Source organism: Arthrobacter sp. SAFR-044 (assembly GCF_051965175.1).
Classification (GTDB): Bacteria; Actinomycetota; Actinomycetes; order Actinomycetales; family Micrococcaceae; genus Arthrobacter.
The window spans coordinates 242,414-265,668 of sequence record NZ_JBQCMK010000002.1; the positions used below are offsets into that span (position 1 = coordinate 242,414).

24 protein-coding genes are annotated in these 23,255 nt (G+C 59.9%); 20 read left to right on the forward strand and 4 right to left on the reverse strand.

Going from position 1 to position 23,255, the window contains the following annotated elements:
- Positions 1-13: 13 nt before the first annotated feature.
- Together glmM and ACTHQS_RS03810 are read right to left on the reverse strand one after the other, a co-directional pair.
- On the reverse strand, positions 14-1,375 hold the full coding sequence (glmM, locus tag ACTHQS_RS03805) for a phosphoglucosamine mutase (RefSeq protein WP_440166222.1): 1,362 nt from the start codon (positions 1,373-1,375) through the stop codon (positions 14-16).
- A gap of 39 nt (positions 1,376-1,414) precedes the next feature.
- On the reverse strand, positions 1,415-3,355 hold the full coding sequence (locus ACTHQS_RS03810; RefSeq protein WP_440166224.1) for a DUF6541 family protein: 1,941 nt from the start codon (positions 3,353-3,355) through the stop codon (positions 1,415-1,417).
- A gap of 89 nt (positions 3,356-3,444) precedes the next feature.
- Between ACTHQS_RS03810 and ACTHQS_RS03815 the strand changes: the two genes are divergently transcribed.
- Both ACTHQS_RS03815 and ACTHQS_RS03820 read left to right on the forward strand, forming a co-directional pair.
- The gene (locus tag ACTHQS_RS03815) at positions 3,445-4,683 is read left to right on the forward strand and encodes a glycosyltransferase (RefSeq protein WP_440166226.1); all 1,239 of its coding nucleotides are present in this window, start codon (positions 3,445-3,447) and stop codon (positions 4,681-4,683) included.
- 209 nt (positions 4,684-4,892) lie between these two features.
- Entirely contained in the window at positions 4,893-6,614 is a 1,722-nt protein-coding gene (locus ACTHQS_RS03820; protein WP_440166228.1) for a glycosyltransferase family 39 protein, read from the forward strand.
- A gap of 349 nt (positions 6,615-6,963) precedes the next feature.
- On the opposite strand, the gene rpsI is transcribed toward ACTHQS_RS03820, so the two are convergent.
- Together rpsI and rplM are read right to left on the reverse strand one after the other, a co-directional pair.
- Positions 6,964-7,467: a 30S ribosomal protein S9 gene (gene rpsI, locus ACTHQS_RS03825; RefSeq protein ID WP_141159801.1), complete on the reverse strand. Its 504-nt coding sequence runs from the start codon at positions 7,465-7,467 to the stop codon at positions 6,964-6,966.
- A gap of 38 nt (positions 7,468-7,505) precedes the next feature.
- Positions 7,506-7,949: a 50S ribosomal protein L13 gene (gene rplM / locus ACTHQS_RS03830; RefSeq protein WP_440166230.1), complete on the reverse strand. Its 444-nt coding sequence runs from the start codon at positions 7,947-7,949 to the stop codon at positions 7,506-7,508.
- Positions 7,950-8,243: 294 nt separating this feature from the next.
- Between rplM and ACTHQS_RS03835 the strand changes: the two genes are divergently transcribed.
- The 18 genes from ACTHQS_RS03835 (at position 8,244) to ACTHQS_RS03920 (ending at position 23,248) form a co-directional block, all read left to right on the forward strand.
- Positions 8,244-8,909 carry a prepilin peptidase gene (locus ACTHQS_RS03835; protein WP_440166232.1) on the forward strand — a complete coding sequence of 222 codons (666 nt, stop codon included), beginning with the start codon at positions 8,244-8,246 and terminating at the stop codon, positions 8,907-8,909.
- A gap of 290 nt (positions 8,910-9,199) precedes the next feature.
- A complete protein-coding gene (locus tag ACTHQS_RS03840; RefSeq protein ID WP_440166662.1) occupies positions 9,200-9,382 on the forward strand; it encodes a Flp family type IVb pilin in 183 nt (60 codons plus the stop codon).
- A 107-nt stretch (positions 9,383-9,489) separates the two neighbouring features.
- A complete protein-coding gene (locus ACTHQS_RS03845) occupies positions 9,490-9,684 on the forward strand; it encodes a Flp family type IVb pilin (protein ID WP_440166234.1) in 195 nt (64 codons plus the stop codon).
- Positions 9,685-9,767: 83 nt separating this feature from the next.
- Positions 9,768-10,175 carry a TadE/TadG family type IV pilus assembly protein gene (locus tag ACTHQS_RS03850; RefSeq protein WP_440166236.1) on the forward strand — a complete coding sequence of 136 codons (408 nt, stop codon included), beginning with the start codon at positions 9,768-9,770 and terminating at the stop codon, positions 10,173-10,175.
- Positions 10,163-11,218 (forward strand): pilus assembly protein TadG-related protein, encoded by a 1,056-nt coding sequence (locus ACTHQS_RS03855; RefSeq protein ID WP_440166238.1) that lies wholly within the window; start codon positions 10,163-10,165, stop codon positions 11,216-11,218. Before ACTHQS_RS03850 ends, ACTHQS_RS03855 begins: the two co-directional genes overlap by 13 nt.
- A 46-nt stretch (positions 11,219-11,264) precedes the next feature.
- Positions 11,265-11,993, forward strand: coding sequence for a Flp pilus assembly protein CpaB (gene cpaB / locus ACTHQS_RS03860; RefSeq protein ID WP_440166240.1), 729 nt, complete (start codon positions 11,265-11,267; stop codon positions 11,991-11,993).
- A complete protein-coding gene (locus tag ACTHQS_RS03865) occupies positions 11,990-13,189 on the forward strand; it encodes an AAA family ATPase (protein ID WP_440166242.1) in 1,200 nt (399 codons plus the stop codon). Before cpaB (ACTHQS_RS03860) ends, ACTHQS_RS03865 begins: the two co-directional genes overlap by 4 nt.
- Positions 13,186-14,646, forward strand: coding sequence for a CpaF family protein (locus ACTHQS_RS03870; RefSeq protein WP_440166244.1), 1,461 nt, complete (start codon positions 13,186-13,188; stop codon positions 14,644-14,646). The genes ACTHQS_RS03865 and ACTHQS_RS03870 overlap by 4 nt, the downstream gene beginning before the upstream one ends.
- A gap of 14 nt (positions 14,647-14,660) precedes the next feature.
- Positions 14,661-15,590 carry a type II secretion system F family protein gene (locus tag ACTHQS_RS03875; RefSeq protein WP_440166246.1) on the forward strand — a complete coding sequence of 310 codons (930 nt, stop codon included), beginning with the start codon at positions 14,661-14,663 and terminating at the stop codon, positions 15,588-15,590.
- A gap of 8 nt (positions 15,591-15,598) precedes the next feature.
- A complete protein-coding gene (locus ACTHQS_RS03880; RefSeq protein ID WP_440166248.1) occupies positions 15,599-16,477 on the forward strand; it encodes a type II secretion system F family protein in 879 nt (292 codons plus the stop codon).
- 262 nt (positions 16,478-16,739) lie between these two features.
- Positions 16,740-16,931 carry a Flp family type IVb pilin gene (locus ACTHQS_RS03885; protein WP_440166250.1) on the forward strand — a complete coding sequence of 64 codons (192 nt, stop codon included), beginning with the start codon at positions 16,740-16,742 and terminating at the stop codon, positions 16,929-16,931.
- Positions 16,932-17,189: 258 nt separating this feature from the next.
- Complete coding sequence (locus tag ACTHQS_RS03890; protein WP_440166252.1) at positions 17,190-17,381, forward strand: Flp family type IVb pilin; 192 nt, start codon at positions 17,190-17,192, stop codon at positions 17,379-17,381.
- 135 nt (positions 17,382-17,516) lie between these two features.
- Positions 17,517-17,906, forward strand: coding sequence for a TadE/TadG family type IV pilus assembly protein (locus ACTHQS_RS03895; RefSeq protein WP_440166254.1), 390 nt, complete (start codon positions 17,517-17,519; stop codon positions 17,904-17,906).
- Positions 17,903-18,856, forward strand: coding sequence for a pilus assembly protein TadG-related protein (locus ACTHQS_RS03900; protein WP_440166256.1), 954 nt, complete (start codon positions 17,903-17,905; stop codon positions 18,854-18,856). The genes ACTHQS_RS03895 and ACTHQS_RS03900 overlap by 4 nt, the downstream gene beginning before the upstream one ends.
- Before the next feature lie 28 nt (positions 18,857-18,884).
- Entirely contained in the window at positions 18,885-19,634 is a 750-nt protein-coding gene (gene cpaB / locus ACTHQS_RS03905) for a Flp pilus assembly protein CpaB (RefSeq protein WP_440166258.1), read from the forward strand.
- Positions 19,631-20,824 carry an AAA family ATPase gene (locus tag ACTHQS_RS03910; protein WP_440166260.1) on the forward strand — a complete coding sequence of 398 codons (1,194 nt, stop codon included), beginning with the start codon at positions 19,631-19,633 and terminating at the stop codon, positions 20,822-20,824. Before cpaB (ACTHQS_RS03905) ends, ACTHQS_RS03910 begins: the two co-directional genes overlap by 4 nt.
- A complete protein-coding gene (locus tag ACTHQS_RS03915) occupies positions 20,824-22,305 on the forward strand; it encodes a CpaF family protein (RefSeq protein ID WP_440166262.1) in 1,482 nt (493 codons plus the stop codon). Before ACTHQS_RS03910 ends, ACTHQS_RS03915 begins: the two co-directional genes overlap by 1 nt.
- Positions 22,306-22,315: 10 nt before the next feature.
- Entirely contained in the window at positions 22,316-23,248 is a 933-nt protein-coding gene (locus ACTHQS_RS03920; protein ID WP_440166264.1) for a type II secretion system F family protein, read from the forward strand.
- The last annotated feature ends 7 nt before the right edge of the window (positions 23,249-23,255 follow it).

Consider the following 23,255-nt stretch of genomic DNA (forward strand, 5'->3'; position numbering starts at 1 on the left):
TTTCTTGCTGTGCCTAGTTTGAGGCGAGTTCCAGTGCGAGCTCGGTCCGGACCACTTGGGCCAGGTGTTCGGCGATGGACTGGGCAGTCTCTTCGTCGGCGGCCTCTACCATCACTCGGACCACGGGCTCGGTGCCGGAGGGACGGAGCAGGACGCGGCCGGTGTCGCCGAGGGCGGCTTCCGCCGCGGCCACGGCCTGGGCCAGGACATCGCTGCTGCTCACGCGGCTGCGGTCCACGCCTTTGACGTTGATTAGCACCTGCGGGAGCTTGGTCATGACGGTGGCGAGCTCCTTGAGCGGCTTGCCGGTCAGGGCCACCTGAGCGGCAAGCTGGAGTCCGGTGAGGAGGCCGTCGCCGGTGGTGGCGTGGTCGGAAAAGATCACGTGGCCTGACTGCTCGCCGCCCAGGTTGTAGCCGCCGTCGCGCATGCCTTCAAGGACGTACCTGTCCCCCACGGCGGTCTCCACGATGGTGATGCCGGCATCGCGGAGGGCGATCTTGAGTCCCAGGTTGCTCATGACGGTGGCCACCAGGACGTCGTCCTTGAGTCTGCCGGACTTCTTGAGTGCTACGGCAAGGATGGCCATGATCTGGTCGCCGTCCACCTCGGTGCCCTCATGGTCCACGGCCAGGCAGCGGTCAGCGTCCCCGTCGTGGGCGATGCCCAGGTTGGCGCCGTACTTGACCACTGCTTCCTTGAGGGGGCCCAGATGAGTGGAGCCCACGCCGTCGTTGATGTTCAGGCCGTCAGGGTCGGCGCCGATGACGATGACGTCGGCGCCGGCGTCCTTGAAAAGCTGGGGCGAGCAGCCGCTGGCGGCACCGTTGGCGCAGTCCAGTACCACCCGGAGGCCGTCCAGGCGGTGCGGGAGGGTGCGGAGCAGGTGGACGATGTAGCGGTCCTCCGCGTCGGAGAAGCGCTGGATGCGTCCGACGTCGGGCCCGGTGGGGCGGACGGCTTCCTTGCCCATCTGGGCTTCAATGGCGTCCTCGACGTCGTCCGGCAGCTTCTGGCCGCCGCGGGCGAAGAACTTGATGCCGTTGTCCGGCGCCGGGTTGTGGGAGGCGGAGATCATGACGCCGAAGTCGGCGTCGAGGTCCGCGACCAGGTAGGCGGCGGCGGGGGTGGGGAGGACGCCGGCGTCATAGACGTCGATGCCGGAGCTGGAGAGCCCGGCCTCCACGGCGGCGGCAATGAATTCACCGCTGGCGCGCGGGTCACGGGCCAGCACAGCGCGTGGCCGGGAGCCGTTGGAGTTGCGGTCGTGGCCAAGCACGACGGCGGCCGCCTGGGCCAGCTGCAGGGCCAGTTCTGCTGTCAGCAGGCCGTTGGCCAGCCCCCGGACACCATCAGTTCCAAATAATCTAGACACCGGTCAAGTGTAGAGGATAGCTCCGACTCCGGTCCGCGACTATGAGTCGCATCCGACGAACCTGTACAGCACCGCGGGCCCTTGCTGGTCGACTTTAACAAATTCCTTCGAGCCATCGGGGACTTTTAGTCCCGGAAAATCATCGACTTCCTTGCGTTTCGGGTCAATGTACTGTCCGCCCAGATCCAAGAGGAATTGAATGTGTTCCCTTTCGGCTGCCTGGCACACTTCGGACCCTGGCTTTGCCTGATTCAGCTCCCGCGCCGCCAGTAAGCGATCAGGATTAGAACCCGTGTAAGCGTGTGCGAAGAGCACGCGTCGGTCGGCAATAGCGTAGGCAGTTGAACTTCCATCCCATGGGTTGTTGGCGATGACTGCATCTTGGGGGACGTTCAGCCTTAGTCGGTTCATTAACTCAAGCTCATCGGGACTCAGCAGCGGCGAGGTGACACCAAAGGAGTAGGTGCGTTCCCGGCCAGGCGCGGTCTCAGAGTTTGTTGGCCATATGACGAGGGATACCCCTAAGGCTGCTACACCGACGGGAACGATCCACCTGATCCTGAACTTAACCAGACCTTCGAAGATCGACGCACAGGTTGCCCCAACAAACACGGCCCAAAACATTGGCAAGAGGGCAGCAAGACGTGGTGGATCGCCATACCACGCTCCGATGATGATTTCACGCACTAGAGGAATTGGAACCACCGCTGCGACGAGGTAAAGGACAACGGCACCTAAATACGATGCCAAGAACCAGCGGTCACTCCGCCTGAATACGAACAGAACCGTTCCTACCAGGGTTAGAGCAGCTAGGGCCCACGCCACCTGCCCGTGGGTGGGCGCGGTCAGAAGAACACTCCCTACGCCAGCCGGCAGCGTATCGATTGGATCCCAGGTTGTAGTCCAGGGACGGACTGCAGCCCAAATGATAAGACCGGCCGCAAACGCAGTAAGCCAAAGCGCAGTCCACCGGAGGTAGCCAAAGGCGTCGGAGTGTCTCCTTCGGAGCTGAACAAAAGAGCGCCCGGCAGCCATAGCGGCGAAGAAGGCTGACAGTCCGACGAGTGCCACCAACCCTGACATATGTGTGCAAACGAGTCCGGGAAGCGCCAGGGCCAGCGTGACCGAAGCCAGGGGCCACGGCATTGGCGTATTTTTTCCGAATCTCCATGTTGTTGCCAACACCGCAACAACGGGCGGAAGAAGAGTCAGAGCAAGCATGTAGGGAAACAGGGGACCGAAATCGCTTTTCTGGCTCTGCATCACGGTGAACGGAAACGCGAAGAAGCCCGCGCTGGATATGGCAGCAGCCAGGAGTGCTACGGGCTTCGGCCCGATGACCATGTAGACAAAGAGGAGAACCCCGAGCGGCCAAGCAACGGCGACAATCGCGAGATTAAGGGCATTGGCTGCTTGAACCACCGGCAACGAGGCCGCTTGTGCGGTCAGAGCCGCCAATGCATGCCAAATCTGGGGATAGAACCCGGACGACTCACCCATCAGCGCCTGAACTGAGAAGGGCGAGCCGTCGCCTGAATCGAGGATCTGTTGAACAAAATTGACATGGAACGGGGTATCAATGCCCTGATTTATGTTGCCAGGGTGTTCCACAATTTGGATATAACGAGCTGTCAGCAGCAGCGCGCCCGCCAGGAGCGCCGCAACGTAAGGGCCGCCGAGAGTTTGTCCCTCTGGCCGCCAACCGAACCTGTCTGGCCACCGCTTGCGCGCCATCCGGACCACAACGAAAAGGATTCCAGCCGTCACCGCGGCCGAGGCTGTGAAGGTTCCCAAGTTCCAAGGGATTCCCAACCACTTGAGGACCAATGTCGATCCTGCAACAAGAGTCGTCGTCAGAACGGGCGCGAGTGAAACCAGCCAGATATGCCGAAAGCCCAGCACCCATGCCAAGAGGAGCCCCGGAGCTACTAAGACAGCGACCGCCCACGCAAGGCCTGGCAGTGCAATAAACCACTCCATCAAGGATTCCCCAAGTTTTCCCTCAGTAATTGCCTAAGATCCGGCCCCGCGCTAGCGAGTCTGCCACACGCGTCTATAGCATACACAGCATGGAACTTAGCCATGGGGGCCTGGCGCTTGAAATTGTTGTACCGGTTTTCAATGAGGAATCAGTACTCGAAAAGAGCATCACAGAGCTTGCGAATTACCTAAAAGCGGAAATGCCGGCATCTTGGCAAATAACCATTGCTGACAACGCCAGTACAGACAACACACGGGCTATCGCCACGCGCTTGGCCGAGACAATGACTCACGTTGCATATAGACGCCTGGAGGTTAAGGGTCGAGGTCGTGCCCTTCGTGATGCGTGGAACTCCTCGAAAGCAGAAGTCTTGGCGTACGTTGACGTCGACCTCTCGACGGATCTTGCCGCCTTGCCGCCGTTGGTGGCACCCCTTCTGTCCGGTCACTCGGACATCTCCATCGGCACAAGACTTGGACAAAGTTCCCGTGTCAGCCGAGGCCCGAAGCGGGAGTTCATTTCGCGTTCCTATAATTTCTTGTTGAAGCGCACAATGCAGGTTCGCTTCTCCGACGCGCAATGCGGGTTTAAAGCCATCCGCGCAGAGGTGGCCAAAAGGCTCCTCCCGCACGTCGAGGACAATGGCTGGTTTTTTGATACCGAATTGCTGATTATCGCGGAACGCTCGGGTCTGCGGATTCATGAGATACCAGTTGACTGGGTCGATGACCCGGACAGCACAGTGGACATCCGACAGACAGCTATCGACGATATCCGCGGATTGATGCGCGTCGCAAGATCCTTAGTTAGGGGCTCGATACCCCTCCAAGCGATATACGCAGAACTTGGACGTCGTCCCATTGTCCCGCAATCGCGGCCAAGCTTCTTCGGCCAGGTTATCCGGTTCGGCATGGTGGGAGGAATTTCCACTGTGGCCTTCGCCCTGCTTTATCTACTCTTGCAGGGGCCGTTCGGAGCTCAGCAAGCAAACTTCTTGGCCCTGCTCGTAACAGCTGTAGCTAATACCGCTGCAAACCGGCGCTTCACCTTTGGTATCAACGGCCCTGAAAGGCTGTTCACCCAGCAATTTCAAGGGCTCGTTGTGTTTGGATTGGCTTGGTCGATCACATCATCGTCACTACTGGTCCTGCATGCCTTAGCTCCGGACTCTTCCTCTACGATGGAGCTCATGACCCTGACTGCTGCGAACATCCTTGCCACGCTCATGCGGTTTGTCCTGCTGCGGATCTGGGTATTCCGAGTCCGTAAGTCAGAGAGCGCGGCACAAGCCGAACTTTCCCGTATGAGATTGGCGCGCGCCGTTTGAAGGCAGCGACCGACGGCCCCCTGGAGTCCCCTGAATCTACAAGTCAGATAGCTTTGCCTTTAAGGCGTGTGGCGACGCGGTCCGGCCGAATCATTGGACGTAGGACCGAAAGCTGGGCCGTCTGGGCGCTGCTAGCACTAACAAGCCTTCTATACAGTTGGGGCTTAGACCGGAACGGCTGGGCGAACTCGTATTATTCGGCAGCCGCGATGGCAGGTTCACGCGATTGGACGGCTTTCTTTTTCTCGTCGTCGGACCCGGGCAACGCCATAAGCGTCGACAAGCCTCCACTTAGTCTTTGGGTCATGGCAGCCTCTGTTCGGGCGTTCGGCCTAAATCCTTGGAGCATCCTGGTTCCACAGGCGCTGATGGGTGTAGCAAGTGTCTATTTGCTGTACCGCATGGTCAGGACTCATGCCAGCTCAGCCGCCGGCATTCTTGCTGCTGCAGCTCTAGCAATAACTCCTGTCGCGACGGTGATGTTTCGTTACAACAATCCCGATGCACTGCTCACCTTGCTGATGATCGGTGCTGCCTATGCAACGCTGGAGTCTATTCGTCACGGTTCCCTTCGGTGGCTCCTGGTGGCGGGCGTATTAACTGGGGCAGCCCTCCTAACGAAACAGCTCCAAATCGCGCTCATACTGCCTGCCATTGCTGGGACCTACCTTGCCTTCGCCACCGGACCGTTGGCAAAGCGCCTGCTGCATCTTGCAGCCGCCCTACTTACAGCAGCGGTTGTGGGGGGATGGTGGTTCGTTGTCGTGCAACTGACCCCCGCGTCCAATCGTCCCTTTGTCGGTGGGTCGCGTCACAACAGCGCAGTGGAGTTGACTCTCGGCTACAACGGGGTGGATAGACTCACCGGCGAGGATGCCAGCCGCACGCTGTCCCCGGCAGCCGCAGACTTAGCCGACAAACTTGACCCTGGATTTCAGCGTTTTCTCCAGCCGCAATTCTCGGGGCAGTTCGGATGGTTCCTGCCCCTTGCCATTGGAGGGCTCATTCTTGCCATCTGGCACCTGAAACGACGTAGCGGCACTGTGCAATACCGAGCTCTTTTACTCTTGTCCAGCGTCTGGTTCTCCTGCGCGGCCGCAGTACTGGCCTTCATGTCAGGAATTGTGCACCCCTACTATTCGCTGACACTTGTTCCTCCACTGTGCTCCCTAGCATCTATATGCCTGGTTCACATGTATCGGCTTCGTAATCGCCGGCCCATTCGCCTGGCACTTGCCGGCGTTTTCCTCGTAACTATGATCCTTGGATTCATCACGACCGCGCGATCAACTGCGGACTTCCCCGAAGGTCCTGTCGTTGCCCTTGGCTTGTGGTCCATCGCAATAGCCCTTCAGCTTCTTCCTCCGCCGACGGAAATCATGCGGTCAATCTCTACAGGGTCGCTCGCGGTGGCGCTTATTCTCGGCCCTGTCGTGTGGTCGGTAAACACGGTGTTGAGTCCCCACATAGGGGCTGGTGTTGTAGCCGGACCCAGCATTCTCGGCCTGCGCACAGACCATCCTGATCGGAAGCAGGTGGGGTCTAACGTCCCGCCAAGCTTTATCGCAGTGATGTTCGGGGACGTCCCCGAGGAAGAAGTAGTCTCCCGGCTCCGCGCGGCTCCAGCATCGGTGCTATGGCCCTCCGCAATGGTGGGATCGGAGACAGCAGCCAACTACCAGCTTGAAAGCGGGCGACCGGTGCTTCCGATCGGCGGCTTCGATGGAACTGATCCTTTTCCAACTCTGGAGGAATTCCGGGCGATGGTTAGTGACGGAAAGCTGGGTTCGCTCGTGATCCAAAATTTGCCCCCTTTGACGTTGGAGGGGCGGGGTGAATCAGCAAGAATAGTTGAGTGGGTTAGCGACAATTTCACCGCCGAACAAATCGAAGGCGCCACCTACTACAACTTTTTGCCGCATCAACCATAAATCTCCAACCAGGGCGTAGATCTTGGTGCCCATCCGCCCGTGCCCATGGCCAAGGGGAATGAGTCAGCCAATTCGAGCAGACCCCGTGTGGCGTAGGAAAGGTTGATGCAGTGTTGGTAGGTACCGTTGACCGTGGTCCGACACCGACCGGTCCACCGCATTGCCACCAGGGTGCTGTCCCGCCTTCCATCGCCGCTATAGACGCGGGAACACGGCCGGTCAGTCAAAAGAGTAGGCGACACCTCGAGCATCCCGAACGCCGAAATCTCGATTTGGGAGACCCGCTTAGCGGCGGAAATGCAAAAGCCCGCCCCACCAAGCGGTGGGACGGGCTTCTGTGCAAGCGGTTTTAGCGCTTGGAGTACTGCTGGGCCTTACGGGCCTTCTTGAGGCCGGCCTTCTTACGCTCGATGACACGAGCGTCGCGGGACAGGTAACCGGCCTTCTTCAGGGTGGGACGGTTGTTCTCGACGTCGATCTCGTTCAGCGAACGGGCGATGCCGAGGCGCAGGGCGCCGGCCTGGCCGGAGATGCCGCCGCCGTGGATGCGGGCGATGACGTCGTAGGCGCCTTCGAGATCGAGGATCTTGAAGGGCTCGTTGACGTCCTGCTGGTGCAGCTTGTTGGGGAAGTAGTTGTCCAGCGCGCGGCCGTTGATGGTCCACTTGCCGGAGCCGGGCACAACGCGGACGCGTGCAACGGCTTCCTTGCGGCGGCCAACAGCTGCGCCGGCAACGGTCAGGGCCGGGCGCTCCTTCTTGGGCGCAGCTTCGGCAGCTGAGCTTTCAGAGGTGTAGCTGGTCAGGTTTTCCTCGGCCTCGACGGCCTCGGTGGTCTCTTCGTTCTGAGCCACGATTCTCCTTGTATAGATAAGTTGTTTGGTGGCCAGGACTACTGGGCGACCTGGGTGATTTCGAACGTCTTGGGCTGCTGGGCGGCGTGGGGGTGCTCAGCACCGCGGTACACCTTCAGCTTGCCGAGCTGCTGGGCAGCGAGGGAGTTCTTGGGGAGCATGCCCTTGATGGCCTTCTCAACGGCGCGGACCGGGTTGGATTCCAGCAGTTCCGCGTAGTTGACGGAGGTCAGGCCGCCCGGGTAGCCGGAGTGGCGGTATGCGCGCTTCTGCTCCAGCTTGGCGCCGGTTAGGGCTACCTTTTCAGCGTTGAGGATGATGACAAAGTCGCCCATGTCCATGTGGGATGCGAAAGTGGCCTTGTGCTTGCCGCGCAGCAGGATTGCGGTCTGGCTTGCAAGACGACCAAGGACAACGTCGGTGGCGTCAATGACGTGCCACTGGCGGTTGATATCGCCGGGCTTCGGGGTGTACGTACGCACGGTGTTTGCCTCGTTCTTGTTCTGGCGTTCTTGTTTAGGTGTCGCTAGCTCGCGCACCTACTGTCTGCGCGCTACCGGAACAGAGGTGAGGGCTCCATGTAACCAGTCATCCTGAAGTTCCGAATGTGCACGTTGAGTAGTTATCCTGCAACCGGATCCTCAAGCGGGCACGCACCATCGGAATAGGACACGCACAACGACTACCAAGATTAGCGCGTCAGGTGGTTCGGGGTCAAAATGAGGTAGCCGGAGGCCGCTGGGGCCATGCCGGCCCATTTACACAAGGGGGAGGCAGTGTTGTCAGCGGCGAACGGCGACCCCACCATTTGGCTGATCGTCCTTGGGGCCGGACTCCTGGGATGCGTCCTCTCCCCCGTCGCCGAGGCGCTGATCGCAAAACTGCTTCCCAGGCTCGGCGAAGCGCCTCGCCTGCAGGCACGAATTACGACGGCGGCACTCACCGGCCTTGCGTGCGTCGCCTTTGCCCTCCATTTTGGAATTACTTCCACCCTCCCCGCCTTCCTGTTCCTTGCGGTAATAGGCGTGCAGCTGGCGCGGATCGATGTTGCACTCCACTTGCTGCCCAACCCTCTCGTGTTAATGCTGCTTGCCGGCGGTCTTTTACTGCTTTTAGTGCCTGGAATAATCAGTAAGCAGTCTGGCGATTTGCTCCGGGCCGCCCTCGGAGCCCTCATTTTGTTTGCTGGCTACCTGATTTTGGGACTTATTTCGCCCGGCGGCATCGGGATGGGCGACGTGAAGCTCGCCGCGCCCGTTGGCCTTTACCTGGGGTACCTAGGCTGGAGCCAGCTCCTTTATGGGGGGCTCCTCGGGTTCATCTTGAACGGCATCGTCACCGCGCTTGTGCTCAGCCGAAAAGGCCGGAATAGAGCCACAGAAGTACCCCATGGCCCCTCGATGCTCGGCGCCGTCGCAGCCGTCACATTCTTCATCGCCTAGCAAAACCTGCCTCATCCCTGTCCCAAGGCGGCGCCAGCGCATCAGCGGCAGCAAGTAGTCCGCCGGGTACCTGCAAACGGCGACTGAGTACCAGCCCAGATCTTCGAGTACGTACTTTTGGCGTTGCCCGAAAAAGTCGAGTACCACTACGCATTGTTGACTCATACCCCCCAGTGACAATCTCTTCTTAGCGAAGTCCAGCCGCTAAAGATTTATGGGGGCAGCTGGAAATTCGTTGAAATCCAATAATCCATTTCACCGAATTAAAGGAAATTACAATGACTTCTCTGATGGTCTCAATGACTGCTTTCATCGCTGGCGTCAAGGATCGCTTCACTCGCGAAGAAAAGGGCGCCACGATGGTTGAGTACGGCATCATGGTCGCCTTTATCGCTGTTCTTGTTATGGCAGCCGTCATCATCCTCGGGCCGCAGATCGCCGGCCTGTTCACCCGGGTCTCCAACGCCCTGTAGGTCTAGCTGATGACAGGCGAGGAACTCAACGAGGTCCTCGCCTGTCGTCGGCTAAGGGCTTGTATACGTACATTTTCGCCCAAATACCCGGAAGGAATATAACAGAAATGAACGCATTTATCGCGACGATCGGCTCCCTTCTTTACACCGCAAAGGCGCGCTTCGTCAACGAAGAAAAGGGCGCCACCATGGTCGAGTACGGCATCATGGTCGCCTTTATCGCAGTCCTTGTCCTCGCAGCAGTCGTCATCCTGGGTCCACAGATCGCGGCCCTCTTCACCTCTGTTTCGAACGCTCTCTAACTCCAATAGTTGCAGCGGCGGCACTTGCGCCAGTCGCTGCAACTTACAAACCTATAAAGATTTCTGGGACACCAGGAGAGGTCATGAAGTCAGTTAGGAAGGAAAAAGGCGCCGTAGCAGTCGAGATGGCAATCGTCCTCCCGCTGCTGTTGCTCATTCTTCTAGGAATTATCGAGTTCGGCAGGGCCTATAACGTCCAGGTGTCCCTTACACAAGCAGCCCGTGAGGGTGCGCGTTATGCAGCCATTCATCACGCCGACCCTGGACTAAACGTTCAAGCAGCTGCCCTCGCAGCTGCACCATCACTATCGGGACTGACAGTAAACGTCACCGACAATGCCAGCAGTTGCTCATCAGGGTCCAACGTACAAGTGACGACTAAGGTTTCATTGCCGTCACTGACAGGCTTTCTCGATGCCGGCTTCTTCGGAGCGCCGCGCATTTTTCCATTGTCTATGACAGGAGTAGGGGTAATGAGATGCGGCGGGTAGCACTGTTGGCTCCTATCAAGTCAAGGGCAGCTGGACAGCATGACTCGGAACGCGGCGCCGCAGCCATCATTGTTGCAGTGCTCATGGTGGCAGTACTTGGGTTCGCAGCTATCGCGGTCGACGTCGGGGCAATGTACGCAGAAAAAGCGCAAGTACAAAATGGTGCCGACGCAACCGCCTTAGCGATAGCAGCCGACTGTGCCAAGGGAGTCAACTGCACCACCGCAATGGCGGCCTCGTCGAATAGGTTGGCCGACAACAACGCGAACGACGGCTCCACAGGTGTGCAGTCAGTAACCCAACCCAACCCCAACACGGTTCGGGTAGTTACCAACTCACGCGACACTTCCGGCAACAACTTTTTTTCACTGTTTTTCGCGCGAGTCCTGGGCATCGACACGAGCCAGATCACAGCCACAGCCGAGGCTTCCTGGGGCCCTCCGTCCGGGGGCAAAACGCTTCCGTGGACCATCAGCATGTGCGTTTTCGAAAGTTTTCTGACCCCTAGCCAGCTTGCGGAGTTGAACTCGACAGGGACGTTCACGGGTAATCCGGATCCTACTCGCATCCTTCTTCGCTACGACCAGAACGTCCCGACCTTTCCTGGTTGCGCGGCTGATAACGGATACGCGCCTGGAGGTTTTGGCTGGTTGGACACTGACAGCGGCTGCTCTACGAACATCAACGTTGGGACCGCAGAAGTTGGCAGCAACCCAGGGAATGACTTGCCGAGCGTCTGCCAGAGTATGCCGGCCACCATCAAGGACTCGCCCGTTCTGATTCCGATCTTCACCAACGCAGTGCAGAACGGTCAGAAGACGCAATACACGCTCGCAGGCTTCCTCGCTTTTCAAGTAACAGGCTTTAAGTTTGGTGGCGGCCCCGGTCTCACAGATCTCGACCCGCTGGCTCCCGCTTGCGATGGCGGTAACTGCCGTGGAATCCAGGGGTACTTTACCCGCTTTGTCTCGCTGCAAGAGGGGCTCACTATATCCCACACGGAATCTAACTACGGAGGAACGGTAGCCGAACTTACTAACTAGCTGCGCTGCCAGTACTTTGCCAGATCACATCTAAGGAGCAACTGAAGTGAAATCACGCCTACTGGGAGGCTTAGCTGCACTACTGCTGGCAGTAGTTGGCGCCATTCTCCTTTTTGTTTACGTACAGGGTGCATCGGCACGCGCACAAGCGGGCCTGGAACCTGTAAATGTCTTGGTCGTTACAGAACAGGTTCCGGCCGGCACCAAGTCTTCTGACCTCGCCGGCAAGGTTCGTGCGGAGTCCATTCCTAAATCCGCGGTTCCGGAAGGAGCGTTGACCTCGCTGGACCAGCAGGACGGGAAGGTTACAGCAGTCGCCCTCCAGCCCGGCGAGCAACTGCTTGCGGCCCGTATGGTGGGCCCGCGCGACTTGGTTCCTGGTACGGTCCCGGTGCCAAATGGTCTCGAGGAAGTCACTCTCCTGCTGACGCCCGAACGCATCCTGGGTGGCCGGCTTGAGGCCGGTGACACCGTGACGGTCTATTCCTCGTTTGGCAAGGATGATGGGCAAACGGGTTTGCTTTTCCACGACGTCCTCATCACCGCAGTACAGAAAGCACCGTCCGATCCAAAGAACAGCGCAGGTTCTGGTTCGTCGGACTCGGCCGTTGCAATGCCAAGCGGTTCGGCTTTCATCACCTTCGCCAGAAGTGACGCAGATGCTGCAAAACTTGTGTACAGCGCGGAGTTCGGAAAGCTGTGGCTGGCCAAGCAAACGGACTCAACAGTAAAGAGCACACCTCCCGTCACCAAACTTGGTGGGCTGTACCAATGAGCCGCTTTGTAGCCATCACCGCAGTGCGTGATTTCGAGGGCCGCATTCGTCAGGCCATCGCTGGTGCACTTCACGGAGAACTTCAGACGTTGTCGCCTCAAGTGCTCGACGGCGGCCCAGATGACGTCTTCAGACAGCTGAACGGTGCTCCACCGGAGGTTCTTATCCTCGGTCCAGGAGTCGCACCGGACGATGCGCTCAAGCTCGCCACGGTCTTCGACCTCCAGTACCCCGAGGTCAGCCTGATCCTGGTTGCGGAGCCAAATCCGGACCTGGTGCTTAGGGCAATGCACTCGGGCGTTCGGGACGTCGTCACATCCGAAATCGGTCTAAGCGAGCTCAGGGTCCTGCTCGAGCGCGCATGTCTGGCTGCCGCAAGCCGCAGGCGGGGCATGGCTCCAGCGGCGGAAGGAGCTCGTGATCGTGGCAGAGTTATTGCCGTCATGTCGCCGAAGGGAGGCGTGGGCAAGACTACTGTGGCAACGAACCTGGCCATTGGACTGGCCAAGGTTGCACCGATGAGTGTGGTGCTTGTTGACCTTGACCTGCAGTTTGGCGATGTTGCGTCCGGTCTCCTGCTTGAGCCGGAACATTCGATTAGTGATGCTGTCCACGGAGTCGCTTCGCAGGATTCTATGGTACTAAAGGCATTTCTAACGGTGCATCCAGCCGGCATTTATGCCCTTTGCGGACCGAGAACCCCGGCAGAATCAGATTTCATCACGGCCGAGCATGTCAGCAGGCTGATCGACCAGCTTGCGAGCGAATTCAAATACGTCGTCGTGGATACCGCTCCGGGGCTCGGCGAGCATGTGTTGGCCACGCTGGAACAGGCAACTGATGGGGTCTGGGTATGTGGTATGGACGTGCCGAGCATTCGAGGGCTTCACAAGTGCTTCGCCGTGCTTCGGGACCTCCAGTTACTTCCCCAGGGCCGGCACACGGTACTCAACTTTGCCGACCGTAAAAGCGGAATCTCAGTACAGGATGTGGAAGCGACCATCGGAGTCCCCGTTGATACCGTCGTTCCCCGCTCCAAAACCCTGCCCTACTCGACCAATCGCGGTATTCCGATCCTACAAAGCAATGCCAGGGACTCAGCGTCCAAGGGGCTGAAGAAGCTCGTAGACCGCTTTGATCCTGAGTGGAAAGCTTCCTCACAGACCAAGCTTCACCGACGGGTGGTTGTCTCATGAAATTGTCAGATCGGCTTTCAAGGTCGAACGGAAATCCAGCTGTCCCAGAACAAGTTGCCGGAGACACTGGCGTTGCACCTGACCTGAATTCCCCGGCTCAGGTGCCTCCCCCAGCCGCACTTCTTTCCGCCTCTACGTCCGCCCCGGCGCCAACCGCGAGCCCTACCATAGACGCACTGGCAGGCCTCAAACAAAGGGCGGCCCAGGCACTCTTTGAGCGGATGGGTACCCGCTTCGGCGAAACCACGTCTTCCGAAGAAGCCCTTCGGACCTCTGCAGTGGATGAACTGTCCACGGTCATCGACCAGGAGCAGGTTCCTCTGTCCCCGGAAGAGCGCCGCCGGCTGATTCGTGAAATCGCTGACGAGGTCATGGGCTATGGCCCCTTACAGCGCTTGCTCGAGGACCCGTCCGTGACAGAGATCATGGTTAACCGCTTTGACCAGATCTACATTGAACGCCATGGGCACTTGTCACTAACGGGCACAAGATTCAGCTCGGACGATCATTTGCGAACAGTTATTGAACGGATTGTCTCCAAGGTCGGGCGGCGCATCGATGAATCTTCCCCCCTTGTGGATGCTCGACTGGAGGACGGGTCCAGAGTGAACGCCATTATTCCGCCGTTGGCGGTGAACGGGCCATCCCTGACGATCCGCAAATTCAGCCATGTGCCCCTTACGGTGCAGAACCTCATCGACTGGGGTTCACTGACTCCGGAGATGGCTGAATTATTGAGCGCCTGCGTTCGAGCCCGCTTGAACATCATCGTTTCTGGCGGCACCGGCACAGGCAAAACCACGCTGCTCAACGTGCTGTCCTCATTCATTCCGCGGGATGACCGCATTGTCACCATCGAGGATGCTGTCGAGCTCCAACTCCAGCAGGAACATGTGGTCCGGTTGGAAAGCCGTCCTGCGAACATCGAGGGCAAGGGGGCAGTGACTATCCGCGAACTCGTCCGTAACTCCCTGCGCATGAGGCCAGATCGCATCATTGTGGGCGAAGTTCGAAGCGGAGAATCCCTCGACATGTTGCAAGCAATGAACACTGGCCACGATGGTTCTTTGTCCACCGTGCACGCAAATTCCCCGCGGGACGCCATCGCTCGCCTCGAAACCCTGGTCCTCATGGCAGGCATGGACCTGCCACTTCGGGCGATCCGCGAACAAGTCTCGTCCGCGGTCGACCTCATCATTCAGGTGACGCGCCTGCGCGACGGCAGCCGCCGTGTAACCCATGTAACAGAGGTTCAAGGCATGGAAGGGGACATCGTTACGCTGCAGGATGCCTTCCTCTTCGACTACGCAGCCGGAGTGGATGCCCAGGGACGTTTCCTCGGCAAGCCAGTAGCCACAGGCATACGGCCACGCTTCCTGGATCGGTTCGCCGAACTTGGCATTTCCGTATCCCCTGGAGTCTTCGGCGCCGGACTGGCACCAGTGGGAAGGCGGTAGTCATGGATTCCCCCATGGTCTTCGTTCTTGCCGTAGCCCTCTGCTTGTCCGCCATGGTTCTGGTGATCTTTGTTGTCTTCAAGCCTCGTTTCGGGTCGATCCCTATGGAACGCCGCCGACTAGGCACCCAAGACAACAAGTCAGCAGTTGCACGAGTGTCGCAGCCAGCGGTGAACGCAGTTGAAAGCCTCATTGGTGATTCTGGTGGACCTTATAACCGCGAAGTCCTCTACAACGCGGGAGTCAAAATGGCGCCCGCAGATTTCACGGTCGCTGTAGCGGTGGTTTCCATCCTGGCGGGGGCTTTTGTGGCCCTACTGACACACCCTTTGCTTGGCCTGATCGCGGGAGTTGCTACACCGTTTCTTGCCAAGGTCGTTCTGGTCTTCCTTCGGGACAGGCGCCGTGCAAAGTTTGAGGAACAGCTGACTGACACGATTCAAATGTTTATTGGTGGACTGAGGGTTGGCCACAGCGTCCTACGCTCGGTTGAAGCCGCCGCCCAGGAAGCCGATGCCCCAACGTCCGAAGAGCTGCTTCGCATCGTAAATGAAACGAGGATTGGCAAGGACTCACGCATTGCCTTCGAGGATGTAGCCGACCGTATGGACAGCGAGGACTTCCGGTGGATCTCACAGGCGATCCAAATCAATCGTGAAGTCGGCGGCGATTTGGCAGAAGTCCTCGAACAGGTCGCTGGGACAATTCGCGAGCGGAGCGAGATCAAAGGCCAAATCAGGTCCCTCAGCGCAGAAGGAAGAATGTCCGCCTATGTGCTGATGGCAATGCCAGTGGGAGTGGCCTTTGTCCTCGCTTTCATCAACCCCGGGTATCTCAACGTGTTCGTGGAGAAACCGCTTGGGCTGCTGATGCTCGTCAGTGCCGCGGTCATGTTCACAGTTGGCGGTTTCTGGATGAGCCGTGTCGTAAAGATCAAGTTTTAGGGGGAACCATGACACCGATCGCGTGGCTTTACATTTCACTGATTGTGCTCCCCTTGGCCTATTTCGTATGGGCCTTGGCAACCTCTGACCGCAAAGCGGCGATTGCCGTTCAAGCGAACTTGACGCAGGGATTCACCCAGGAGGGTGGCCAAGCCATTCAGCGGCCGCCCGCCCTTTTAGATCTTTCAAGGCGCCTGACTCCGACTGGTTATGAAGCAAAGCTCGACCGCTGGCTCTCTCTCGCAGGCCGCCCAGCTTCACTGCCCCTGGAAAGGTTGATCATCGCCAAGCCTTTGCTGGCCTTGGCGGGAGCAGTTCTTGGACTTTTGATGTTTGGCCGGTCTCCTTCGCCTCAAATAGTCGCCCTGGGGCTATTCCTGTCCGCGCTGCTCTACTTCCTCCCCGACCTCTTGATTTACAACAAGGGAACTAAGCGACAGCAGGAAATTGAACTTGAGCTGCCAAACACATTGGACCAGCTGCTCATTTCAGTGGAAGCCGGACTTGGCTTTGAAGCTGCAATGGCACGAGCTGGCGGATACGGAGGCGGGCCTATAGCCCAAGAGCTGATGCGAACCCTACAGGATATCCAGGTGGGGCGCCCGCGGCAGGAGGCGTATCAGGCGTTAGCTGATAGATCGTCTGTTCAAGACCTGCGAAGCTTCGTCCGTGCCGTCATTCAGGCAGACAAGTATGGCATCGGCATCGCAAAGGTTCTTCGGACCCAAGCCAAGCAGGCCAGGGTGAAACGCCGGCAAAGGGCTGAAGAAAAGGCAATGAAACTTCCTGTCAAGGTACTCTTCCCGCTCTTGCTTTGCATATTCCCTGTGCTGTTCATCGTTCTCCTTGGGCCAGCAGCCATCAAGATTGTCGAGGCTTTCACCTAGACGTCCCCCATCGCGCCCACTAGGCAGCGCCCAACAGACCGGACCCTCTCGGCACCCAGAACCGAGAGGGTCCTCTGCTGTGCCCGGGGCATTGAAGCGCAGCGTCTCCGCAACAAAACCCAAGCAAAAGCGCAGGAAGAGTACGGGAGTAAAAGCGTTTGCGCAGGATGTGCCAAGATCCGGAGTTTAGTCCAAGTCTGCTTGCTAACTTCATTGCAGAGCTGGTGAAGGGCCAGCCATCCGTCTCGCTCAGGAGTACAAAATGCTTTCGCTCATCGCCACGCTTCAGACCCTTGGTTTCAACCTCAAGAACCGCCTCAGCAACGAAAAGGGCGCGACCGCCGTCGAATACGGCATCATGGTCGGCCTCATCGCAGTCGTCATCATCGTCGCCGTGACCACTCTCGGCGGCCAGTTGAACACCATGTTCACCAGCGTCACGGCCAAGCTCTAGCGGGGACGAACGGGCTGGGACTGTCTGCTCGACATGTCCGAAGCCACGCCGTCGAAGTGAACCAAGCGGTGAATCTCTTGTGTTGAGTACCTGTACTTTCGCAGGACTTTCACCAAGGAAACAAGCTCAGTTCCGGCGACGAGCACGGTCCGACGGCTGCTCATCCTGCTAGACCCGGTCGACATCGCATCAGGCCTTGCCAACCTCGTCTTAGTGCTGGTGCAGGGCCGGCCAAACCCACTCGCTCAGGAGTTCATAATGCTGTCTCTCATCGCCACCCTTAAAACCCTCGGCTTCAGCCTCAAGGGCCGCCTTAGCAACGAAAAGGGCGCAACAGCTGTCGAATACGGCATCATGGTCGGACTCATCGCAGTCGTCATCATCGTCGCTGTAACCACCTTGGGCGGCCAGCTCAACTCGATGTTTACAGGTGTGACCGCCAATCTCTAAGGCCCGGCCCCAAAAGCAAGAGCCCGAGGCTCACCACGCCGCCTGTTTGTGCGGTGCAGCTCAACTGCACCGCACAAACTGTTTCACGTGTACAAATCTGCGCATCGCAGCAGAAGCTCGAGAGGAACCCAGCACATGCTGAGGCCATCAGAACGCGGGGCGGCGGCCGTTGAGTTCGCCATGGTCGTGCCTGTCCTCATCACGCTGCTCCTTGGCATCATGGAATTCAGCCGGGCCTACAACGCCCAAGCATCGCTGTCGGCTGCGGCCCGTGAGGGGGTCCGGGTAATGGCCATCACCAATGATCCTGCGGCGTCTCGGGCGGCAGCCAAAAACACGGCTGCCGCCCTAAATCCCGTTCTCGCTGATTCAAACATCACCTTTAAAAACCTCGACACGGGCGCGACGTCCTGCGCGACAGGGAACCGTATGTCAGTAACCATCACATACACGTTGTCCACACTCACCGGGATAGCGGGACCTTTGTCGATGACTGGCCAGGGAGCCATGCTGTGCGGCGGGTGAAGTTGATTAGCAGCGGCGAACACGGCGCAGTGAGCGTAATCGTCGCCATTATGCTGGTGGTTCTGCTTGGCTTCGCGGCCATGGCAGTCGATGTCAGCATGATGTATGCGGAGCGCGCCCAACTTCGGAACGGGGCCGATGCCGCCGCCCTTGCAATCGCCCAAAAGTGCGCCAAAAGTGCAACTGACCCTGATTGCACAAGCACATCATCACTTGCTGCAGGCCTCGCAAACAGGAACGCGAACGACGGGCTCAGCAATTTGAAGTCGGCTGCAATTGATACGACAGGAAGAACCGTGGCTGTTACCGCCGGTTCACAGGAAGCAGGCAGCGCTGCTAATCAAGTGTCCCTGTTCTTCGCCCGGGCACTTGGTTTCTCCTCTGCTGAAGTCAACGCCAACTCCACAGCTGTATGGGGGACGCCTTCAAAAGGCCCGGCGATTCTGCCCCTGGCCATTGCCTTCTGCAAGCTGGACATTCCCGCCGGCGGAACAGCAGGAGCAGTTCAGGTGCTAGAGCAATCGGTGAATGGGTGTAGTGGTCTTCCAGGCGGATTTGGGTGGATCACAACCGCGGGAACTCAGTGCTCGGTCACCATGGCCGCGGGGCAATCCGACAATTCAGGAATCTGGTTTGCGAGCGACCCGGGTGCCAGTGCACCAACCATCTGTACCGCTTCCGACTTCAGCCAAATGAACGACCAGACTGTCCTCCTACCACTCTACGATGTAGCCACGGGAACAGGTTCTTCTGGCCAATACTACGTCAAAGGCTTTGCGGCCTTTCACGTGACGGGCTACCACTTCGCCGACATTTCATGGAGCACCGGCGGCAGTGTCCAGAACAAGACGATTTCTGGCTACTTCGTGAAATTCGTTTCGCTCGCCCAGGCTTTCGAACTTGGCAACGTCCCCAATTACGGGGCCTCAATCGTCCGTCTCACCCCGTAAGAATCAGCAACATCCACAGGAGCCGTCAGTGAAGTCACGCATGTTGGCCGGTGCAGCAGCCGTAGTGCTGGCCATCATCGGAGCGATAATTATCGTCACCTACGCAAACGGCGCCGAGCAGCGAGCAGTCGCCGACATGAATCCCACGGGCGTGCTCGTGGTCACCAAAGCCGTACCGGCCGGGTCCTCGATTGACGTGGTGAAGGCTTCGGTGACACTTCAGCAGTTGCCGGGCACAGCCATTGCAAAGACAGCGTTGAATACGCTGGACAACGAGGCCGGAACAGTGGCCGCCGTGGACCTCGTTCCCGGCGAACAGCTCCTCGCCGAACGTCTCGTAGCTCCCAAGGATGCCAAAAGCAGCGGCGCCGCAAAGGTGCCGGCAGGACTGCAGGAAGTGACCTTCGAGCTGGAACCGAAGATGGTTGTCGGCGGCCGCCTCGAGGCAGGCGATCACGTTGCCATTGGATTCAGCTTCCCTGCCGGTGCGGACAAGAGCAAGCCTGGTGAGCCCAGCAGCCAGCTCGCCCTCCGCAAAGTCCTGGTCACGGCCGTCCAGCGTGCCGCTCAGCCAACTGCAAAACCGACTGACGGCACCAACCCCCAGGACACCACGCTCCCCCAAGGCTCCTTCATGGTGACTGTGGCGGTAAATGACGTGGACGCCAACAAAATCATCTTCACCACAATCAATGGCAGCCTCTGGCTCACCAAGGAACCCCTCGACGCGCAGGACAACGGCGGCTTCATCGCCAGGAAGGACAACGTGTACAAGTGAGCCGTTTCGTCCTCCTCTCCCCCAACGCCGAGTTCGACCAGAAGCTGCGCAGCGCCGTCGCCCACGGCCTGCGCGGATCCGTGCAGACCATCGCCAGTGACATCCTCCCCGCAGGCCCCGGGGAGCTGTTCGCCCTCCTCAACCAGGAGCAGCCCGAAGTCCTCATCATCGGCCCGGACGTTCCTTACGAAGAGGCGTTGCGGTTCGCCAAGGTCTTCGACGTCCAGCTCCCCGGCCTCAGCCTGGTCCTGGTCAGCGACGTGGACCCGGACTTCCTGCTGCACGCCATGCGCGCCGGCATCCGGGACATCCTCAGCCCACAGGCCGACGCAGCGGAAATCAGGGTGCTGCTGGAACGCGCATGCCAGTCCTTCGCCACCCGCCACCGCGGTCCCGAACAGCAGCAGGCAGAAAACGGCAGGGGCCTGGTCATCGGCGTCTTCTCCCCCAAGGGCGGCGTGGGCAAAACCACCCTGGCCACCAACATCGCCATCGGCCTGGGCCAGATCGCGCCCATGAGCGTGGTCATCGTTGACCTTGACCTGCAGTTCGGGGACGTCGCCTCCGGTCTCTACCTCAACCCGCAGCACACCGTCACTGACGCCGTCACCCCCGCCGCCGCCCAGGACTCGCTGGTCCTCAAGGCCTTCCTGACGGTCCACCCGGCTGGCATCTACGCCCTGTGCGCCCCGCCCAACCCGGTGGACGCGGACCACATCACCCCGGAACAAATCAGCCACCTGCTGGAGCAGCTGGCCCAGGAGTTCCAGTACGTGGTCATCGACACCGCACCGGGCATGCCGGAAATCGGCCTTGCCGCCATGGAACAGTGCACCGACGTGGTCTGGGTCAGCGCCATGGACATTCCCAGCCTGCGCGGCCTCCGCTCCGGCCTGGAAGTCCTCCGCCAGCTGGACATCATGCCCGAATCCCGCCACGTGGTCCTGAACATGGCCGACGCCAAGGCCGGCCTGAACGTCCAGGACGTCGAATCCACCATCGGCGCGCCCGTGGACGTCAGCGTCCCCCGCTCCCGCGCCGTGGCACTGTCCACCAACCGCGGCATCCCCGTCCTCCAGGAATCAAAAAAAGACCCCGCCGTCAAAAGCCTCCGCCAACTCGTGGAGCGCTTCAACCCCGCTTGGCGCGCCCAGGCACAGCGGAAGCTTCACCGAAGGGTGGTCATCTGATGAAACTCTCCGAACGCATCAACGCGGCCCAAAGCCGCCAGTCATCCGGCACCGCGCTGCTCGAGCCCCCGCGCCCGGCGCCGGAACCTTCGCCGTCCCCCGCGGAAAGCACGGAGCGGCACCTTCCGGCGCATGCCCCCGTCGTGCCTTCAACGCACGGCGCCGGCACACCGCAGGTGCCCACCGCACCCAAGGTGGACGTCTTCGCAGCCATGAAGGACAGGGCGGCCACCGCGCTGTTCGAACGCATGGGCACGCGCTTCAACGACGCCGCCGTCACCGAGCAGGAACTGCGGAGCACCGCCAAGAAGGAGCTCACCCGGATTGTCGACGCCGAACAGGTGCCACTGACGCCGGAAGAGCGCACCCGCCTGGTCCAGGACGTTGCCGACGACGTGCTGGGCTACGGGCCCCTCCAGCGCCTGTTGGACGATCCCGCCGTCACCGAAATCATGGTCAACCGCATGGACCAGATTTATGTGGAACGGAAGGGCAAGCTGACGCTCACCGAGTCCCGTTTCAGCTCCGAGGAACACCTGCGCAAGGTCATCGAACGCATCGTGTCCAAGGTGGGCCGCCGCATCGACGAATCCTCCCCGCTGGTGGACGCGCGACTGGAGGACGGCTCCCGCGTCAACGCGGTCATCCCCCCGCTGGCCGTGGGTGGATCCTCGCTGACCATCCGTAAATTCAGCAAGACCCCGCTGACGGTACGCAACCTCATCGACTTTGGCACGCTCACGCCGGAGATGGCGGAGCTGCTGAACGCGTGCGTCAAGGCAAAGCTGAATATCATCGTCTCCGGCGGTACTGGCACGGGCAAGACCACGCTGCTGAATGTACTGTCCTCATTCCTTCCGCACGACGAACGCATCGTCACCATCGAGGATGCCGTGGAACTGCAGATCCAGCAGGAACACGTGGTCCGGCTCGAAAGCCGCCCGCCCAACACCGAAGGCAAGGGCGAAGTAACCATTCGCGAGCTCCTCCGCAACTCCCTCCGTATGCGCCCTGACCGGATCGTGGTGGGTGAGGTCCGTGGCGGCGAGTCCCTGGACATGCTGCAGGCCATGAACACCGGCCACGACGGCTCCCTCTCCACCGTGCACTCCAACTCCCCCCGGGACGCGGTGGCCCGCCTCGAAACGCTGGTGCTGATGGCCGGCATGGACTTGCCTCTGCGCGCCATCCGCGAGCAGATCGCCTCCGCCGTGAACCTCATCGTCCAGATCTCAAGGCTCCGCGACGGCTCGCGCCGCATCACCCACGTCACCGAGGTGCAGGGGATGGAAGGGGACATCGTCACCCTCCAGGACGCCTTTGTCTTCGACTACTCCGCAGGCGTGGACGCGCAGGGGCGGTTCCTGGGCAGGCCGGTGGCCACCGGCATCCGGCCGCGGTTCATCGACCGCTTCGAGGACCTGGGCATCCACGTGTCGCCGGCTGTGTTCGCCGGGCCGTTGTCTTCGGGCGCGAAGTAGGAGTGCGGCCATGATCATCGCCATCGGAAGCGTCATCCTGCTGGCAGCCATCTGCCTGCTCGGAGTAGCCGTACTCCTGCCGAGCGCACCTTCAGTGCCGCTGGACCGCCGTCGTCCGTTTGAACCGGAGCCGCCGTCCTCGCTCTCACGCCTGGCACTGTCCAGCGTCAGGTCCTTCGAACGGCTGCTCGCCGGCCGGAACGTCAAACTGTTCTCCCGCGCGGAACTGGAGAACGCCGGCCTGCGCCTCAGCCAGGCCGAATTCTTCCTGCTGGTCGGCATCGGCGCCTGCGTCGGAATGCTGGTGGGTACCGTAACCGTGGGGCCCCTGGTGGGACTGCTGCTCGCCCTGCTGGCACCCTTCGTGGGCAAGCTGGTCCTCGGATTCCTGGCCGGCAAGCGCCGCACCGCTTTCGATGGTCAGCTTGGCGACACCCTGCAGTTGCTCTCGGGCAGCCTGCGCGCCGGTCACAGCATTCTACGCGCCATCGACGCCGCAGCCGCTGAGTCGCAGAAGCCGACGTCGGAGGAAATGCGGCGGGTAATCACCGAAACCAGCCTGGGCCGTGACCTGCTCGCGGCCCTTAATGACACTGCCGACCGGATGAAGAACGAAGACTTCATCTGGATTTCGCAAGCCATCCAGATCAACCGCGAGGTGGGCGGCAACCTGGCGGAAGTGCTGGACCAGGTCAACGAGACCATCCGCGAGCGGGCGGAGATTAAGGGGCACATCAAGGCCCTTGCGGCCGAAGGCAAGTTCTCCGCCTACATCCTGATTGCCATGCCGTTCGGCATCGTGGCCATGCTCCTGTCCGTAAGCCCGAACTACATGAACTCGATGTTCACCCATCCCCTGGGCTGGGTGATGATCGGCGCCTCCTTTGTCCTGATGACCATCGGCGCCCTCTGGATGCGCAAGATCATCGACCTGAAGTTCTGAGGACCCC